Consider the following 20,561-nt stretch of genomic DNA (forward strand, 5'->3'; position numbering starts at 1 on the left):
TCACCCGCTATGCTCCAGGCTCTTTGCACTTTGCTCTTAAGGGAAAAGCCCGACAACATAATTGCTGCCAGGCTTCCATCATTGAAACAAAAAGAGTGCTTAAAAAGAGATTGTGGCTCCTGCACCAAACAGATTATGTATTTGTTTGGGGATACCCGTTTGAAAAAAGTCATAACGTTCTACCAAACCAGTGTTGAATATATCTGTGCCCCAGATGAATATACTGGCTTTACCGTCATTAAATTTTTTAGCTAGTTTGAAATCCAGTCTAAACCTATCTGTATCTTCGTCTATCACGAATCCTGCACCCTGACGTCCGCCTGGTCTGGATTGCTGATCATAGATGAAGCCGGTATTGGAATGAATGGCTGTTCTGTAAGACCCATTAAACGATAGCTCAATATCGGGATTAAACGTGAAGTAAGACCGCAGGCGAACCAAATGTTCCGGCATTATAGGGTTATCAGTTTCAGGAACTGTGAATCGTTCTCCTGTCACACTACTGATCCTTCCGGTCCGGTCATTTTTGAACCATGCATGGGACAGCTCAAATCGTGCCTTTTCAGAAGGAACATACTTCAGCACCGTTTCCACACCATAGTTCTCTGCATCAAATGCATTTTTATATAGGATAGCCACCACTGTCTCATCCGGATTAAGTGGTGAGGGTAATGGAGTGCTGCTACCATCAAAACCTATAATACCGGTAGCCTGTGCATAAAAACCGCTAACGTCTATGCTGAAATTCCCAAACAATCCTTTAAATCCTAGTTCAGCAGTCAAATATTCCGTCTGGTCTATGTCGTCTGAATTTGTGAAAATAACGGGAGGTAAGCCATCAGGTAAAACACCTGGGATCGGATCTACTTCTTCAACCACTGATAATACTATATTGGTTTGTATAAAGCCAGGTGTTGTTACACTTCTGGACCCGGCACCCCAAATGGTCGTATTTTCGCTGGGTTTAAATGCCAATCGTAAACTGGGAGATAATTCAGGCGTATTATCAATTAAGCTCCATGTTTCTGCTTTTATACCAAGCGTGGCATTGAACTTGTCGCTAAAATTGATTTTATCCTGGGCGAATACCCCCCAAAGATGTTCTGAGGTATTAGGATCTGTGAAATTCAATCCATATTCTTCCGGGAAGGGTCCAATGCTGAAATCAACTACTCTTGCATTGAGCCCGAAGCTCAGGTTATTTTTTCCTACGGTAAGATTATCCTGTATTTCCAGATTGCCTATATACGTGTCATTATCTCCACTGCCTTCTTTGTTGCCTGAAATCTGAGCAAAGATAGAATGGTTTTCACTGAAGTTATGGTCCACCCGTGCAGAAGTGACATAGCGTCTGGAATTCACTTCATACAGGAAAAAGCTTCCCTGTGGTGTCGGAAGGACTCTTGTTGGTTCAGGTAAATAGGTGTCATAATCGTGCCCTATCATATAAGCGTGACCACTTATCCGTGTGTTGTCGCTTACCTGGGAAACAGCTGAAAATCCGACGTTAAACTTTTTGGTAAGGTATACATCATCATTCAGGTTGTTCAATATAGTGGTGTCGCCATTCGTCATTCCTGTAGAAATACCGCTGGCATCTCTTACCATTTTAGGAACGGTGACATAATCTCCATTCAATTGATCTAAAGCCTGATAACCATCAAAGAAGTGTCCCTTTGCATGAAATTTTAAAGATGTATTATCGATTTTTGTGCCATAACGTACCGAAGGAGCTATAAAACCGTTTGTCCCCTGGTTAAATGTTGCCCGGAAGCCTTGACTGTCCTCAGCTGATTTTGTAAAAATGTTAATGATACCGGTAGCTGCGTTAGCGCCATAAATAGTACCACCAGGACCTTTGATCACTTCAATTCTGTCAATTTCCTCCAGATCAATATCATAGTTTTCATAGTCAAACGTAGAACTATAAACAGACTGTAAGGGAACATTATCTACCAGTACCAACACACTACCTTGTGATCCGTCAGAGACTTCCCGCGCACCTGAATAGCCGTCATTGTAATCCGTGTGTGCGAAATAAAAACCAGGGACCATGTTTAAAACATCCTGTAGACGTGTAGCTCCGGACCTTTCAATATCTTCTTGCGTCACTACGTAGATAGATGATGCTACATCCTGCAGCTTTTCCGCTGTCTTGGAAACTGAAGTAATGTCAATGGACATTAATTCCTCTAAACTTAATTCAAACAGTTCGTCCGTATCCTGGGCTGAGGCCTGACCTACTACCGCGATACATGTAATGATTATACCTAATATTTTTTTCATGATTATTTCTTTAGCAAATGTCTATTCTATTATTTTTCCTAATGCAGTGAGTGTACCACTGGCTTTGAGCTGGTAGGCAGCCATGTTCTTAGGACTTATCGCAAATTTCAAGCGTCCTCCTTCCGTGTAAAATCCAATGCAGGAACCTTTTCCAACATGTTTTTGGCCTTTGGTGACCAATAAAATGTGGTTGCTTTTTGCAGAAGCCACAGCCTGTTGTAGCGTAGCATCTGTAGTTTCACCAACATATACAATATCACACTCTTCAATTTTTGAAAGACCATCAAGTTGTATTGCTGTAATTTTTCCAGAGCTGGCAGAAACCTTATTCAGCTCTTTCAATACCATACTGTTGTTCAGTACGCCCACCGTTTTTTTGGCTTTGTTATCAGGCCATTTGATATAGTCACTAAATTTGTAGATAAATAGTGCTTCAAACCGCTCTGTGCTCTGTCCAAATATGCTTGTCAAACTTCCCGTTAGGACCAGCATAATCACCATAATCATTTTTTCCATACCCTTCTTTTTTTCAATCATCTTACAAATCTAGAGAGGGCAAATGCACTATGTAATCAGCGATTGGTCGTATTCTTATTAAGTGTTTTAGCGTATTTATTGGCGTAATCAACTGTTTTGTAGGTATTTATGTCTATAGTACGTGAGGATGGAGCAGACATGAATTTGAATTTGAACCATTGGTATATGCAATAACATCAGTCCGACGGGGCATCATTCATTTGTTAATTCAATACAAAATCAGCGATCCTATTGTAGTTTTGTCTGAACTGTATTATTGATGGCGCGTTCCGGAACATCGTGGGCCATTTAGCATGATAATAAAACAAATGACCGGGTAAATCAAAATCTATTGAAACGTCGTTATTAGCGTATGACTTTAAAGGGGTTTATATTATCGTTTGCTGTGGTGATGACGGGAGGCCTGGAGCTGATCGGGCAACCTGATAACATTAAATACTATGATAAAGAGACCTTCGGGCCAAAACTGGATACATTAAGACTATTGAATGGAAATGCTGTAACGCCACAAGGTGACCCATTGGAATTGGCAGTAAACATTGCTTTGCAGCACTACCCCGAACTGAAAGGGCGTGATATCCGCATCAAGTACAAGAAAAACGTGCGACACCCGATCACCGCAAGTTGGGCGGCAGGTAATGTATTCAGGTCCAGGAAGAAGCATAAGTATGTTTTACTCATAGCGTCTAATGCCTTTATAAAACATATCTCTCTAAATGATCAGGTAGGCGTTTTTGGTCATGAAATGGCACATTTCAAATATTATAGCGAACACCCTTCTATTCACATGCTATGGTGGGCGGCCAAATATCTAACCTCTAAGAAGTTTCACTATGAATTTGAACGTGAGGCAGACAGGACGGCCATTGATCATGGACTGGGCCATCAACTTTTGGGAATAGCATTTTATCTTAAAAGAAGTGAGATTGAAGATTATATGAAAAAGAGTGGAGCGTTTTGATCCATAGGGCCTAAACCGGAGTGCAACGACTGATGACTAAATAGGGAAGTATCTTTTATTTTTTTTACTGACTAACTTCAAGTTTTAATTTGATTTTTTTTATAATATATCCTTACATCATAAAAAAAAATGGTTCAGATTCATTTTTAGCAATATCTTGAAGATGCTTTTAGGAAATTAATGCGCTAATTTTCAGGCTGTTAACTTTTTAGTTTCCCTTCAGTCAGTTATCTTAATAAGTCATTCTGTGAAATAGTGATGGAGGAGGTGGTTGATTCGTCCTCTTTAATCTCTTAAATTGTAAAAGGGTTTTAAAAATAGGATACTGACGAAAGAACTTTATACGGATAATGAGCTGGTGAAGCTGCTCCAAAAGGGAGATGATAGTGCTTTTGAAATTATTTACAACAAGCACTGGGAATCTATGTATGCAATGGCTTATAATCGCTTGAGATCACGAGAGGTGGCGGAAGGTATCATCCAGGATATTTTTACGGACCTTTGGGTGAAACGTCAGGACCTGACAATCTATAAATCATTAACATCTTATTTGTTTTCTGCTTTAAAGTATAAAACACTCAATGTTATTGCTCACCAGTCTGTGAGAAGAAAATATATTCAGGAACAACAACCCTTTTCCGTTTCTTATAAAAACAGTACAGACGATACATTGTCCTTTAACGAATTGTACGAACTTATCTCACAGACTATAGACGAACTACCAAAAAAATGCCGGTTGGTTTTTCGACTTAAATACGATGAAAACTATAGTACAAAACAGATAGCAGATGAGCTGGATATTTCTCCCCGGACAGTGGAAACACATGTTGGCCAAGCAAAGAAAATACTGAAATCGAAGTTGACAAGGTATTTGGGTGTTTCTGTTTGCCTATTGCTGTCATTGTAACCATTCTGCTATCTACTCCTGTCTGACGGATATCTTAAGGGCCACAAAACTCAATATTTTTCGTTTTAACTATCTGATTTTTAATTGATTTAGATATTTTTTAATTTTTTTTCTTTGCTCACTACGTAGTTTGGGCCGCTGAACTGACTTTATATAAAGGCCAGAACTATTCACTCCCATGAGACAAGAGAAATTGGAAAAACTAATTCGTAAATATTTGAAGGGTCAAGCCAGCCTTGAGGAGCAACAAAAGGTGGATAAGTGGTATACTTCTTTTGATGATACTGAAGTGCTCATGGTGGGTGATCCAGACAATAAAGAGGAGATCCGAAAGAAAATGTTCTCCAATATTCAATCAGGTCTAGTGGTACAGCGACTGAGAGACCACTATGCCGCAAGGAGAAAAAGGAGGCGTTTTATAGGTACCAGTGTAGCGGCTGTTCTACTATTAGTATTGGTTGCTACAGGTGTGATCTCAAGATATTATATGAAACAAAGTCATTTTTCAGCTGCTGGTATTGTATATGTCGATCGGCATACCGAAGCGGGACAAAAACGGACCATGACGCTTCCGGATGGGTCAAGGGTGCGCTTGAATGCAGGCAGCGAGATCCGATTTCCTGAAAAATTTTCTAAAGAAAGTCGAAATGTTTTTTTGAAAGGAGAGGCATTCTTTGAGGTAACTAAAAACCCTTCAAAGCCCTTTATTGTTACTTCCGGACAGTTTACTACTTCCGTATTAGGGACTTCCTTTAACGTAAAGTATTATCCTGAAGAGGACCAGATGCAAGTGACGGTGGCCTCAGGAAAGGTAAATGTCACACATGAGGACAACGCTGTGATACTTGAAAAGAATCAAAGAGTAGTATTTAGTAGTGCTGACAGTGCCTGGATAAAAAGAGTGGTAACAGCCCAGGATTATATTGCGTGGAAAGACGGCTGGTTGGTATTTCAAAATGAGCCACTTGATGAGGTGATGCCTGCATTGGAGCGTTGGTATGGTGTTAAGATAGTAACAAAGAGTATTCATGAAAACCCAAAAATAAATAAGTTCTTAAAAGTAGGCTTACTTAAAAGAAGGGTTACCCTAAAACAACAGAACCAGTCATTGAGTGCTGTGTTAAAGGCTTTGGGGCATGCTGGAAATTTTACTTATGAAATGAGAAATGATTCTGTCATGATTACAATATCACCTCAGAAGTTTTATCTGAACAAAGATTTAGTAACCAATTAAATCAAAATGAAAATATAGCGTCAAAAACCATATAAATAAAAGAGCGAAAGTACGGCCAGGTACTTTCGCTCAAAATTTCACGATTAACTATTGTTTCACAATTAACCGTATTGCTTATGCACAAATTTACCAAAAACGATTGGGTTAAAACAATTCTAACAATGTCGAGGAGGATTTTTTTGATGTGGATGATAACCAGCACCTTATCGGGTGTGTTATTGGCCCATACCGGGGAGTCTCAAAAGCTGTTGAGTGACTATAAAGTCATCCTGACACCTGGAGTAAAAACACTCTCTAACGTACTCACTGAGATTGAGACCCAAACTGATTTTACTTTCACCTACTTTGATGAACTTGATGAAAAGATTGAAGTAAGGGTAGATGCCCGCAAAAAGCGCCTGGATAAGGTGTTAGAGCTGATAGCTGAAAAAAAAGACCTTCACTTTAAGCGGGTGAATAACCTTATTTCTGTTCGTAAAAAGCTCGTCGTAAAGCTGTCAAATGGTCTCTTGAAAGAGAAGAGCCTGGATTATGTTATTAAAGGTAAAGTGCTTGACGAGAGGGGAAATGGACTCCCGGGAGCGAGTGTGGTTGTCACGGGTACTACTATAGGTGCTATTACAGATATTGATGGAAATTACACTTTGAGAGTTCCTGAAGACGCTACTACTTTGACGTTTTCTTTTATCGGATATACTTCTTTTAAGGAGGAAATTAGTGGTCGGACTGAAGTGAATGTGACCATGAATCCTGACATTGCTCAACTGCAAGAGGTAGTGGTGATTGGTTATGGGAATGTAGAACGTAGGGATTTAACAGGAACTGTATCTACCATTAAAGCTAAGGATATGGAGGCGCTGCCTGTAAACATCAATATTGATCAGGCTTTACAAGGGCAAGCAGCGGGTGTTTATGTAGTTCAGGAAAGTGGACAGCCAGGTAGTGCAGCACGGGTGCGTATCCGGGGATCTACTTCATTACTTGGCTCAAATCAACCATTATATGTTATTGATGGTATACCTGTTGTCGCTACGAGTAATATACCAAGCAACGCCAATAATTTGAATGGAGAATTACTTAATGAGGGGGTGAATAGTCCTTTGGGTAATATCAATACATCAGATATTGAATCCGTTAATATTTTGAAAGATGCTTCAGCCACAGCTATTTATGGATCAAGGGCTGCCAATGGAGTGATTATTATCACCACTAAAAGAGGTGGAGAAGGTCAAAAACCAATTTTTAATGCAAATTTCAGTGTAAACAGAGGAGAAGCGCAAACAGTTGACTTGCTTAATGCAGAACAATTTCGGGGTGTATGGACTGAAGCCGTAGTGAATTCGGGATCCACCAACGGCTTTGCTCAAAGTGTACTTGATAGTACTTATTTTGGTGATGCCGATACTAATTGGGAAGATGAGGTGAGTGTCACGAATCCAGTGACCACGAATTTTAACTTATCTGCCAGTGGAGGATCCAAAAACACTAAATATTATGTGGGTTTGGGAATTAGGGATCAGGATGGCGTTTTTGAGAATTCTGCATTTGAACGCTATTCACTTAATTTGAATTTAGATACTGAACTAAGTGATGCATTAACAATAGGGACGAGTATAAGTCTTTCGCACTCGAATCAAATCATACCGGATCCAGGTTTATTGAATACTATTAACCGCTTCCGTCCGGATGTGCCTGTATTTGATGAAAATGGTGATTATTTTGTTTCAGGTACATTTCGCGAACAAAACCCGGTAGCTTTGTCTACAGCTAAAACGGAGAATGTTACCAGTCTTCTACTTGGGTCGGTCTATGGTCAACTTGATATTTTTGAAGGGTTATATTTTAAATCATTTCTGTCTTTCAACTACAATGCAGGTAATCGTGAAAGTTTTTACCCTAGTCATACTGGTCAAGGTGGTCTGAATACGATAACCGGGGCATTGGGAAGCGGATATGCTGTTCATGGCAACTCAGATCTTTTATCTCATGTATGGGAGAATACGGTACACTATGACCGTCAGTTGGACAAACATTTGTTTAATGCTGTACTTGGAGTTAGCTGGCAAGGTGATCAGAGTAGTTATTTGGAAGCTTCAGGTGAGGGCTTTCCGCAAGATGATGTGTTAACAAACCTGGGCAGTGCTACCAGTGATTTCCTGATAGACTCATATGAATCTGAAAATGGACTAACTTCCTATTTCGGCAGAGTAAACTATACCTACGATGATCGTTACTATATAACTTTGGCAGGAAGGGTTGACGGATCTTCTAAGTTTGCTGACAATAATAAATGGGCGTTTTTCCCAACAGCTGCCTTGGCCTGGAGGATTTCTAGTGAAGAATTTATGTCCGGTGCGCGAATTTTTGATGACCTTAAACTTAGGGCGAGTATTGGTGTTACCGGTCAACAGGATTTTGGAGACTATCAATGGCGAACTCTTTTTGAATCAAGTACTTATGGAGGTTTGCCGGCAGTTGTACAAAATCAATTGGGAAATAGCGATTTAAAATGGGAAACTAGTCAGCAATTTGACCTTGGTTTAGACTTTTCAATGCTATCAGGAAGACTTAGCGGATCAGTAGTCTATTATCAAAAGAGTACAAATGATCTATTATATTTTGCTAATATTCCCAGAAACGCTGGTTTCACCAGGGTGATAAGCAATCTTGGGGATACAGAAAATGAAGGGATTGAATTAGAATTGACGGCTGACATTATTCGTTCAGAAAACTTTGGTTGGCAACTTTCAGGTAACATCAGTCGAAACCGCAATAGACTTACAAGTATTAACGATGATTTCCTTGATGAGGACACAAATACGATCAACCCTCCAAATACTGGTTCGAGACTTAAGGTGGGTGAGCCCATAGGGCTTATCTTCGGATATGTAGCCGATGGTATTTTCCAAGAGCAATCCGAAATTGATGCTCTTAACGCCTCTGCGCCTGATGGCAGTTACCAAAGAGATGGAACGGCACCCGGTGATTTGAGATTTCTTGATATTAACGGGCCGGATGGAATACCGGATGGAGAGGTTAATGCTTTCGATCAAACAATTATTGGTGACACTCAAGCGGATTGGTTCGGTGGTTTTACCAATACGCTTACTTATAAAGGTCTTACGTTAACAGCCTTATTTACTTATTCCATCGGCAATGACTTGTTTTGGGAAAGTCAACGTGTAGGTATTACGTTTGCAAGTGCCTTTGCCAGCGAGAATAAGATCGCTGAAGTGTTAAATAATTGGACAGCAGAAAACCCTACCGATCAGCCAAGATCGGTTTTTCTTGACCCAAATGATAATGACCGTTTTTCAAGCTATTATGTGCATGATGCTTCTTATCTCCGCTTGAAAAATATCAGTTTGTCATATCAATTGCCTGCATCTATCTTGAAAAGAACGAAATTCATTAACACCTGTGTGTTCCATGTATCGGCAACTAATCTATTAACATTTACTAACTATCCCGGTGCAGATCCCGAGACTAACAATTTGTTTAACAATGATGTAAGCTCAGGCAGGGATAATAATCGCTTTCCACAAGCAAGGTTATACAGCGGGGGAGTAAGAATAAGCTTTTAATATAATTCAAACTGATAAATATGAAGCATATATATATAATACTTATAATTATTTTAACCATTACAGGATGTGGCTTAACGGATGTCTTAGATAATGAACCACCTAATAATCTTGTTCCTGAAAATGTGGTTAATGATGTATCAGGTGCTGAAAATCTACTCAATGGCGCTTATGCCACACTAAATGAGCAGGGTTATTATTTGCATACAGAGTATACACCGGGTCTGTTGAGTGGTAGTATGGAAATTCGTACGACTATAGGTGATGCGCAATTGGAGCAAAATGCTGTTGAGACTGATAATTCAGTTACTTTGCCAACGCTGTGGGGTGTATTTTATGAGATGATCAATGCGGCTAACAATGTTATTGATTTAGTTCCTGAATTGGATGACAACCTATTCTTGAACGGCCGTAAGGAAGAAATAATTGGCGAAGCCCATTTTCTAAGAGCTATGGCTCATTTCGATGCACTCAGGTATTTTGGGCAGTTCTATGACCTTAATAGCGCACTAGGGGTAATAACTCGTACAGAACCATCTGATTTTGTAACAAGGAACCTGGGACGAAGTAGTGTGAGAGATGTTTATGAATTGATTATAGAAGATCTGGATGTTGCTATTAATCAATCGCCTGATCTCACTGTGCCCTATTACAGTTCAAAAACGTCGGCGAAAGCACTGAAAGCGCGAGTTAGGCTGTACATGGGTGAATACGCTGAGGCGGCCGTATTGGCTGATGAAGTGATTGAGGAAGGTCTCGTTTCACTCAGTTCTACATTTGCCGATGTATTTGATGATGGAATTACATCAGATGAGATGATCTTTATGCGCTATCGGGATGATGTGAATTTTAACAGTGCGCTATTAAATAGGAAAAGATTTCAATATGGCTTTAGATGGTATCAAGCTGGTGAATGGCTTGTGGATCTTATGGGCACTGATCCCAGAGCAGGTGAGACTTATTCTTTGAGTAATTTAAGTATACAGAAAGTCTATAATATTGATACTTATAATCCTACATATTATATACGTCTGGCTGAGATGTATCTTATTAAGTCAGAAGGACTGGCCCGGAGTGGAGCTTCGTTAGAAGAAGCTAAAGCTCCCTTGGAAGAAATACGGTCGCGTGCGTTCGGATCACCACAAATTTCTGCTGCTACCACGATCCCTGAGCTACTTGACGAAATTTATACAGAAATTGTTCTGGAGTTGTCCTTTGAACATGGAGCCGAATGGTTTGCCGGTATTCGCTTCGATAAAATTATAGATAACAAGCCGACGGTTACATCAATAGATCAGTATATATTACCAATTCCACAATCAGAGATTGATGCTAATGGTGCACTTAGTATAGGAGATCAAAACCCTGGATATACACAATAAAAATTTCAACATAGTTGAAAAGACGTATGGGGTATTGTCTCTTGTTTGGTTTAGGTTAACGATGATACCTCGTACGTCTATAAATTAACACTTTAAACTGCGGTTTAACCCTCATTTTATGAATAACAACCATTTGTACGTAACCAATAGCATTACTTACAGTCTTCTTTCGGTTCTCCGGAAATCGTGCAAAGTATTCGATGAACCAAGATATGATTCACCAATACCAGTGATTTATAGCTGATGCCATTAAAAAAATACATAGCCAGAGTAGAACAGTTTGACCAATTGATCAAATTGAAAGCGACAGGAACACCCTCCGAATGTGCGGAAAAATTAGGGATTTCAAAAAGGTCACTGTATGAATTGGTGGCTGAGTTGAAGGATGGTTTTGAGTTTCCAATCGAGTATAACCGAACCCGAAGGAGTTTTATTTATACCCGGCAAGGCACTATGTGTACCCTTAATTTTGAAAAGCTAAATGAGGTGGATAACGGCTAATAAGATATTGAATTTGGTAAGTGCAGTATTGTTGCACTCATTGATTTTACTTTAGTGATTGGTTGTAGACTTTAATGAATAACATAGCTCTGGAGCGACCTACTACTTTGACCTGATTCTGAGCTTTGTGACTTTGATAAAATGGTAGCCTCGAAGGCCATACATATAAACTGATTAAAATGCTTGAAGTTGGGTTGTAGTGGTGATGTGACTTCCGCATAGACCGTAGGAAATGGGTGTCTGTTTCCACGATTATCAAAAAAAAGTATGCTATTATGTATTAAGAATAACCTAAGGCGAGTTTAGCATTACTCCCAAAACAAAACAGTATTGTGTCCAGCTAGTATGTTTTGTTCACCCGATTAAAAATCAGATGCGTTATTATTGCTTATTATGTTGCCTGTTTTGTTTTCAATTTTCCTATTCACAAGTAGATCCTGACTCAGCAATCAAGAAAATTAGGGTTGAGGGAAAGGTAATGGATTCCCTGAAAAATGAGCTTCCCTATGCTCATGTAGTTTTTACATCGATAGAAACACAAAAAAAGGTTGCGGCTGTAACTCAGGATCAAGGCCTTTTTTCTATACAACTTACTCCGGGAGAATACACCGTAGAGGTGAGTTTTTTAGGCTATTTAAACCATACTCAAACGTATTTCCTGCAAAAGGATACAACACTGCCTGCTATTGTTTTGAAGGAAGGGGATCTTCAATTAGACGAAGTCGTCATAAAAGCTGAACTTGAAAAAGACATTGAACATAGTGCTACAGGGATGACTTTTAATATCAAAAATGATTCATTATATAAAAAACTGTCCATCATAGAGGTATTGTCTTTTCTTCCCGGTGTACAGTTGGATGAAGAGGGCAATGTTTCCCTGGAAGGTTCACCCGCCACGATAATGCTCAACGGCAGATCGGCCAGATTATCGAAAGGGTTGCTCAACAATATCCTGGAAACCATGCAGGGCGATCAAATAGAGCGTATTGAATTGATCAGTACTCCTTCCGCCAAACATGGGGGCCGGGTAAAAACGATCATTGATATTGACCTGAAAAAACAACGTAAAGATGGTATATCGGGATCTGCTTCTGTTCGAGCCAGAAATGCCAATTTAAGCGTTTTTCCTTCAGTAAGCCTCAACTATAAAATTGGTAAACTGATCTTTTCGGGTGCTGCCGGACCTTATTCCTACGCAAGAAGGGTCTCATCTTCTTTTGTGATCCGGGAACCAAGTGATCGGAGTTTATTCTTCAATGAAGAACAGAAGACGGTATCCAGGTACGATAGCAGGTACAGCAGATTAGGTGTGGACTATACCATTAATAAATACCATTCAATCGGGGGGAATGTTGGTTTTGATAATGCAAACACAACAACAAAGACTGACTTTACTACAGAAAAGTTTGAGCAGGAAAACCTTCTAACCACCCAGTTGAATTTCAATGATAATAGTGATGAGGTACGTTCCCATTTTGCTGATCTGGCATATCGTTATGATATAGGAGAAAAAGGTGCTCGCCTGGACATAGCGGGTAATTACCGGTTGAATGATACTGAAAATAATCACCTTAACAGCAACGAACTGGTCCTGGTGAATGATCTTGATTCAATCACAACGTTGAACAGAGATAAGAAGGCGCAAAATAACCGGCAAGTTAGTGGCCGACTGGACTATACCTTACCCATAAAAAACAGAAAGTGGAACTTTGAAACAGGGCTGAAATATGATTTTTTATCCATAGAAGATAACAATGTACTCGAAACATTTAATGAAGGGGGAGAAGCGTTTCAAATCGATCCGACATTCACCAACTCATTTGAATATCGTGAAGAAGTCTATGCAGGATACGCATCTGTCGCATCAAATCATGAACGTTTAAAGTATTCTCTTGGCGTCAGGGTAGAACGAGTGGAAACCAGAAGCTTTTCCATTACGTCAGACCGGGCGTTCAATAATTCATTTAATAATGTTTTACCGGTGATCATTGTCAAATACATGCTTGGGGAAAAACAAACCAGTAATATCAATGCCTCTTATAGAAAAGGATATAATTTACCTCCCTACATACAATTAAACCCCTTCGAAGTTTTTGTGAATTCAACGATGATACGACGCGGAAATCCAAAACTGACACAAAGTATTTATCACCTTCTTAAACTAGGGTATACCCTTAAAAACAAATATTTCTTTTCAGTCAATGCTAATTTTTACAACAACCTATTTGCCAGTACACAGCTTCTTGAAAATGATGTAGCGATTATGTCATATCAAAATTTAGGTACAAGGTCTTTATACAGGTTAAACTTCAATACCAATTTTAAGCTGGTGCCTTGGTGGAGGGTGAATATTATTAGTCAATTGATTTACAGTGTTTTAGACAATAATCGAACCAGTAATAAAGTATTTACGGGCAGTGCCACTCTAGCTAATACCTTTACATTGCCAGCTGATTTTGTTTTAAATATAAGGTCATCGTTTAGCAATGGTGAGGCCTATGGTTTTGGTGAACCTAATCGTTTTATCCGTGTGAATTCAACAGCGAGTGTATCAAAGCAATTTTTCAATAAGAAGGCCAGGTTATCCATTAGTGTTTCGGACATCTTTGGGGTTACAAACAGAGAGAAAACTACTTTTGTATTAGATGAAACCACCATTTCAGCAAGGTCCGAAGTGCCACGACCTTTGATGATGTTCGTTTTTTCTTACCGCTTTTCATCAGGGGAAAAGATTAACAAAAAGGCCAAAAAGACCAGTGGTGTGGACGGGTCGAGGTTTTAAACCTGTTTTACCCCATCCATTTATCAGCTTCCGGTACCAGTATCCACCACACGGTATGCTCCAGGCTCTTCGCTATGCTTTTTCCCTAAGGAACAAAATGAATTTTCGGTAAAACCCTAATCAGGCCACATTGAAAGATGGAGGTATCCGATTAAAAAAAGGAGATGCCCCAAATTTTGAGACATCCCCTTATAACGATCCGTAAAATCCAAATGAGTTATTAATGACTTAGTGTGGTACTTTATTCTCTGTATTCCAATCGTTTAACATTGGCAGAATGGACATTGAAAAATTATAATTAGTACTTCTCCTCCAGCTTATAATCAGGCGTTTCAACCTTCTCCTCCGGCATCAGAATAAAGGTGGCATGCTCTTTTTTGAAGTATATGTTTGCGGCCTCTTTAAAATCTTCCGCAGTAAGCCGGTTAATGTCCGCCTCATAGTCTAATATCTTCGCCGGGTCAAGACCGTATTCGTGGGCCGTTTTCAATTTTGATACCCAATACCCATTATACTTTAATCCTTCTTCAGCATTGGTCAGTTCGGCTTCTTTGATCTTGTTTAGATCTTCTTCGGAAATAGTTTCTGTTTTTAGTTTTTCTATTTCCTCCAGTACTTTGTCCGTTAAAGCATCTACGTTTTCCGGGGCGCAGGTAAAGGCTACTTGCATTCGGTACCAGTCATAAGGCCGGTCGCTGGCGAAACCAGAAACCCTTACACCGTAGACTCCGGCCATTTTTTCACGCATTTCTTCTGTAAGTTTGATTTTTAGAAGCTTTGCTAACAAACTCAATTGATTTTTCTTTTCCAGCGAAAAATCCAGCTTGCCAACAAATTGCAGATCTACCTGGCTTTTCTCCTCTACACCTTTTACTATGGTTTTTTTAATAGACCCTTCAGCGTAACGTAATCCGATGTCTTTCCAGGAGCTTGTCTCCTGCATGTTTGAAGGAAGACTTCCCAAATATTGAGTAGTTAAATTTTTGACCTTGTCCACATCAAAACTTCCTACAAAGATGAAGGTGAAGCCATTGGCAGATGAAAAACGATCTTTATAAAACCCGTAGGCCTGGTCCAGCATCAATTCATTATTTATTTGGCCCTCAGTCATAGAGATACCTCTAAGGTGGTTATTGCTCATGGTCTCTCTAACTTTCATGCTGAAATATGCCCCCGGGCTGGATTCCATATTTTTCATTAGCGATGCAGTAGTCGCTTTTTTAGCGTCAAATACATTTTCATCCTTGTTGGGAGCCGTAAAATATAGGTGGGTCATCTGAAGCATCCTTTCCAGGTTAGCTTCGGAACTTGAGCCAGAAAAAAGATCATCGTAATAATTAATGATAGGACGTGCCGAGACGGTCTTACCCATGTTCAGCTTTTTCAGGTCCGTAGTGGATATGCCGTTTATTCCACTGGCCCCAACAATGTTACTTGCATAGTAAGCCGATACAAAAATGGAGTCGGGTGCCTGGGAACTCCCGCCAGGTCTAAAGCCCGACATAGAAATCAAATCGTTTTGTAACTCCGTTGGCTTAACGATTACTGTTACTCCATTGGATAGTTTCCAGGTGGTTACATTCACCTTTTCATTATAATTGGTCTCCACTATTTCTCCGGGTGTTGGCTTTTTTGTCATCAATTGAACATCTCCCAGGCTATCTTCGTACTTGTCGATTTTCTTCGTTGAAATAGTATTCAACAGGTCGTTGATCTCTTTTTCGTCCGGTAGTTTCAACGATTCTTTAAGAGGCGCGCTAAGTATCGCCGAGATATTATTCTCACCTACCCAATCACTGGCTACTTTATTAACTTCTGTCAGGGTGATTCCGGGCAGCATACCTTTGTAGAATTCATAATTGAATGCCTCACCTACGATAGGTTTATTATCCATAAAATGATCTGTGTATTGCTCCACATAATACCGCGATGATATTTTTCCGGCTTCCTTATAATATGTTTTTGTATTATTCAGTAATACAGCTTTATATCGGTCAAGTTCGGACTGTGTAAAACCATACCTTTTTGCACGTTCGCCTTCTGTTAAAAGTGCTTCTATACCAGGTAAGATCTCATCTTCTTTGAGTGTAGCCCGTAAATAGTAGCTATCCATATTACTCAAAAAGTCACCAATGCCGGCGGAGGCAGCCAGTAATGGAGCGTCAGGCAACAATAGCATTTCTGACATCCTTTGACGTAACATTCCCGCATATAACCGATGCACCAAATGCTGCCTGTAGTCGTTCAAGGTGTTTTGTTCATGACCAGACTGCTTATGATAAACGGAAAAACTTACCCTGGTGGCCTCAGTATCTGTGATCACTCCAATTTTTGAATCATTATGACCGGGAATAGTGTAATGCACTCGCTCCCTGGCATTTTTGACTGACTTTAGGTCCTTAAACAATGTTTTGACCTTTGTTTCTACGCTTGCCACATCAAAATCACCTACCAGTATTAATGCCATAAGATCCGGTCGATACCAATCCTTGTAAAATCTTGTCAAGGCCTCATACTTTGAGTTCATTATTACATCCAAAGTGCCTATAGGTGACCTATCGGCGTACCTTGAATTATTCGTCAATATGGGAATGGATTGGTAGTACATACGCATACCTGCACCACTCCTGGCCCTTAGTTCTTCTGCTACAACACCGCGTTCGTTATCAATTTCCTCTTCGGAAAAAGTAATGCCGTCAGACCAATCGCGTAATATTTGCAGACTGGTATTGAAAGTTTGTTCATCATCAGTAGGTACGGATAATTTATAGACAGTTTCGTCAAAACTGGTATGTGCATTTAAATCTGCTCCGAATTCCACCCCCAGGCTTTGTAAATAGCTGATCAGTTCATTCTTTTCAAAACTCCTGGTCCCATTGAATGCCATGTGTTCTACAAAATGAGCCAATCCAAGCTGGTCTTCGTCTTCTAAAATAGAACCGGCATTTACAACTAACCTTAATTCAGCCCTGTGCTCTGGTTTTGTGTTTTTCTTAATATAGTAGGTAAGTCCATTATCCAGTTTACCCATTTTTATTGTGGGATCAATTGGAATGGGTGAATTAAGATTATTTTCCCCAAATGAGGTCGTCTGAGCCTCCAGGTTATTAACGCCTACAAGTAACAATGCCAGTATTATTGTTTTAACAGAAATCATTAAACGATGGTGGTTTTACAATGCTTTTAAAATTATCAACAAATGCCGTCTGAGTTCAACGGCACAGGTATTCATAAAGTAAAAGTAGAGGTGGAAGATGCGATAATACAGCACCAAATAAGTCTTTTCCCAGCACAAAGTTATTGATGTGGCAGAGTGAAGGGCGACTAAATATACCGCCGTTTGATATATTCTTTTATCATAGCGAGTAGGTCGTGCAAACCTCTCAGACAAGCTCTAAGCCTTTATGCTAATCAGAGGATTCGATAAACACAGAGCTTTATAGTTGAGTGGGTTGTATTGGAATAATATGAAGAAAAATGTTTTGACTTTAGCATTCTTAAAACCTTCAATATGTATGAATGTTATCAAAATGTGTTGATAATGAGATTAGTATGCAATTATTTGTATAGTATGAGATAATATCTCACTATTTCTCAGCTAACGTATTACCGTTCTTTGAATAAGGATTCATAAGTGTCATTTTGCAAATAACGACTTAGCCTTCAACACCCTCAACCACTATCTTGGATGAAGGGTTCTATCAATTATTGTCAAAATTTCAAAACTATGGAAACTTTGTGGTAAAGAGACGAATAGAAAACTTACTTTAACCCTGTACTAAAAGTTCTGAAAACAAATCGTGAAAACTAATAATCATTAACCAGAACATCACACGTTAAAATGAATGAAGTGAAAAATATTATCCTGTTATTTACTATTCTTATCGTTACAGCTTCAGTAGCAAAAGGGCAGCTAAAACTTGTACAAACAAAGGTCAATAAAACCGTCGGGCAAAATAGTGAATCCTATAAATCATTCACTTTTAATGGTTCCTGGTGCTGGTATACTGATCCCAGGGCGGTTTATTATGAAGGAAAGTATAAACGGACTTACTCGGGATGGGTGGATAATTATGGAAACATCATCATGGCGTGGTATGACCATGATACAAAAGAGATAGAGACTCATATAGTAGAAGAAAATCTTGAAGTGGATGATCATGACCATCCATCTATTTTATTTGATGGTGAGGGGAAACTACTGGTCTTTTTTAACCGGCATGGTTACGGAGAATCTTCGGTGGCGCCTCCGGGTTTTTTGATCAGATCTGAGAATGCTGAAGATATTTCGAAATGGAAACAGGTACAACACCTCTATTTGAATGATGAAGCAAAGAAACCTACACCGAATGCTTCCATGTCCCAGGACTATAGTCATCCCATAAGGTTGGAAGCTGAGAATGGAAGGATCTATCTCTTCTGGCGGGGGATCGATGGTAAACCCAGCTATTCTCAAAGTGACGATAACGGTCAGACCTGGACTAAAGGGCGTTTTATTTATACACCGGATCCTACCTATGCGTTCAGACGTCCCTATACCAAAGTGTATTCAAATGGAGATAGTAAAATACACTTCACTTTTACAGATGGGCATCCGGATAAAGAAAAGAACAACAATATATATTATACCTATTATGAGGATGGGGCATTTTATAGGGCCAATGGCGAAAAGATCAAAAACATTACAGCATTACCGTTAAAGACGGAAGAGCTGGATGTAGTATATGACGCTAAAGAAGGTGGTGCAAAAGCATGGAACTGGGACATTGCAGAAGATGAAAAAGGTAACCCCGTCATTGCTTATGCTAAATTCCCAACAGATACCACACACTATTATTGTTATGCAAAATGGTCCGGAAAAACCTGGATGAACCGGACATTGATCAACTCGGGAAGCTGGTTTCCCAAGACACAGAAAAATAGGAGAGAGTGGGCGCCACATTATTCCGGTGGGATGAACATTGACCATGAGAATACAAATGAATTATACCTTTCCGTTAAACGTGATTCGGTCTTTGAAATAGAAAAGTGGACCACCGGCAATGATGGAAAATCATGGAAGATAGATTTGATCACCCAGGGGTCTGCTAAAGATAACATTCGTCCTTTTGCGGTAAGAGGAGCTAAAAAAGGTAATCCCTTGCAGGTCTTGTGGATGCAAAATACGCAATACATCGTTTATAGTCATGCTTCCTGGACCAATACCACCTGGGAAGAACGTTTTCACAGCTCCATAAAAATGGGCATACCATCACCAGACATCACAGACCCTCTAAAGCCCGGACAGATCATTGATATTATGCGTCAAACTGCAGATTGGCAATTTGCCAACCCTTATGACCTCACACGTGTGACGGATTGGCATTGGGGCACCTATTTTGTCGGTCTGGAAGCCTTGTATGAGTTGACCAGGGAGGACCGCTATAAACAAGAAATGATCAACATTGGGGAACATGCTAACTATAAGATCAACGATAAGATTTTCTATGCTGATATGCTGACGGTTATTTCAAATTGGGCATGGCTTTATGAGAGGGAGAAAAAGCCGGAAATGATCGAGCATAGTCAATGGGTATTGGACGCACACCTTGCTACCCGACGCGCGTACAAGGCTGATGTCAGGTTTAAGGACAATCCTTATTTTGATGAATGGTGGACATGGTGCGATGCTCTCTTTGTCGCCCCTCCGGTATTTGGTAAAATGGCACAGGTTACAGGTGAGAAAAAATACCTTGACTACATGGATAGAATGTTCTGGATCACTTCAGACTATCTGTATTCCAAGGAAGATTCACTCATGTTCAGAGACGACCGTTATTTTGAACAACGGTCTGAAAACGGAAAAAAAATATTTTGGGGACGTGGAAACGGTTGGGTCATAGCAGGCATTTGCAGAATAATGGATTTGCTGCCCGGGAACCATCCCAGCCGGGCGAAGTATGAACAGATGTATCAGGAAATGGCTTTCAAACTAATTAGCCTTCGCGGTAAGGATGGATTATGGAGAGTAAGCCTTCTTGACCCCGAATACCAGGATGTAGGAGAATCCTCAGGTAGCTCTTTTTTTGTATATGCCCTGGCATGGGGATTAAACAACGGTCTGCTGGAAGCCCGTCATAGAACGGCCGTGGAGAATAGTTGGAAGGAGCTATGTACTAAAGTCAATGAAAACGGCAGGCTTGGCAGCGTACAGGCAGAAGGCATAGATCCGCGTAAATTTACGGAAGAAGACTGGCAGGTGTATGGAACAGGTGCCTTTTTAATGGCAGGCAAGGAAATGTATGAGCTAATGACTTCGGATAAATAATTAAGTCTGATTTTTAATACCAATCATTGGATGTGATAGCATAAGAATACAGGCTTTAATTCTTTGTTTTCATTCATGTT

General features: G+C 39.8%; 11 protein-coding genes. 8 read left to right on the plus strand and 3 right to left on the minus strand.

All coding sequences use genetic code 11. From position 1 onward, the window contains the following. Window positions 1–99 precede the first annotated feature (99 nt). Both FNH22_RS03265 and FNH22_RS03270 read right to left on the minus strand, forming a co-directional pair. The gene (locus FNH22_RS03265; protein WP_143396890.1) at window positions 100–2,286 is read right to left on the minus strand and encodes a TonB-dependent siderophore receptor; all 2,187 of its coding nucleotides are present in this window, start codon (window positions 2,284–2,286) and stop codon (window positions 100–102) included. 21 nt (window positions 2,287–2,307) lie between these two features. Continuing rightward, entirely contained in the window at window positions 2,308–2,802 is a 495-nt protein-coding gene (locus FNH22_RS03270) for a YfiR family protein (RefSeq protein ID WP_185154060.1), read from the minus strand. A 373-nt stretch (window positions 2,803–3,175) separates the two neighbouring features. Here FNH22_RS03270 and FNH22_RS03275 point away from each other — a divergent pair, with 373 nt between their 5' ends. The 7 genes from FNH22_RS03275 to FNH22_RS03305 all read left to right on the plus strand — a co-directional run bounded on the left by FNH22_RS03275 (window position 3,176) and on the right by FNH22_RS03305 (window position 14,174). Then, window positions 3,176–3,784, plus strand: coding sequence for a hypothetical protein (locus FNH22_RS03275; RefSeq protein WP_143396892.1), 609 nt, complete (start codon window positions 3,176–3,178; stop codon window positions 3,782–3,784). Window positions 3,785–4,142: 358 nt separating this feature from the next. Then, window positions 4,143–4,691, plus strand: coding sequence for an RNA polymerase sigma-70 factor (locus FNH22_RS03280; RefSeq protein WP_185154061.1), 549 nt, complete (start codon window positions 4,143–4,145; stop codon window positions 4,689–4,691). Between the two features lie 178 nt (window positions 4,692–4,869). Next, a complete protein-coding gene (locus FNH22_RS03285; protein WP_143396894.1) occupies window positions 4,870–5,925 on the plus strand; it encodes a FecR family protein in 1,056 nt (351 codons plus the stop codon). A 161-nt stretch (window positions 5,926–6,086) separates the two neighbouring features. Beyond that, window positions 6,087–9,509, plus strand: coding sequence for a TonB-dependent receptor (locus FNH22_RS03290; protein ID WP_221420207.1), 3,423 nt, complete (start codon window positions 6,087–6,089; stop codon window positions 9,507–9,509). Between the two features lie 20 nt (window positions 9,510–9,529). Further along, complete coding sequence (locus FNH22_RS03295) at window positions 9,530–10,891, plus strand: RagB/SusD family nutrient uptake outer membrane protein (protein WP_143396896.1); 1,362 nt, start codon at window positions 9,530–9,532, stop codon at window positions 10,889–10,891. A 243-nt stretch (window positions 10,892–11,134) separates the two neighbouring features. Further along, window positions 11,135–11,392, plus strand: a complete 258-nt coding sequence (locus FNH22_RS03300; RefSeq protein WP_143396897.1) for a hypothetical protein — start codon at window positions 11,135–11,137, stop codon at window positions 11,390–11,392. Between the two features lie 373 nt (window positions 11,393–11,765). Further along, window positions 11,766–14,174, plus strand: a complete 2,409-nt coding sequence (locus tag FNH22_RS03305) for a TonB-dependent receptor family protein (protein WP_143396898.1) — start codon at window positions 11,766–11,768, stop codon at window positions 14,172–14,174. Window positions 14,175–14,472: 298 nt separating this feature from the next. Here FNH22_RS03305 and FNH22_RS03310 read toward each other — a convergent pair whose 3' ends face one another. Then, window positions 14,473–17,331 (minus strand): pitrilysin family protein, encoded by a 2,859-nt coding sequence (locus FNH22_RS03310; protein ID WP_143396899.1) that lies wholly within the window; start codon window positions 17,329–17,331, stop codon window positions 14,473–14,475. A gap of 693 nt (window positions 17,332–18,024) precedes the next feature. Between FNH22_RS03310 and FNH22_RS03315 the strand changes: the two genes are divergently transcribed. After that, window positions 18,025–20,481 carry a glycoside hydrolase family 88 protein gene (locus FNH22_RS03315; RefSeq protein ID WP_185154063.1) on the plus strand — a complete coding sequence of 819 codons (2,457 nt, stop codon included), beginning with the start codon at window positions 18,025–18,027 and terminating at the stop codon, window positions 20,479–20,481. Window positions 20,482–20,561 lie beyond the last annotated feature (80 nt).

It is taken from the genome of Fulvivirga sp. M361 (assembly GCF_007097395.1).
In the GTDB taxonomy this organism is placed as follows: Bacteria; Bacteroidota; Bacteroidia; order Cytophagales; family Cyclobacteriaceae; genus Fulvivirga.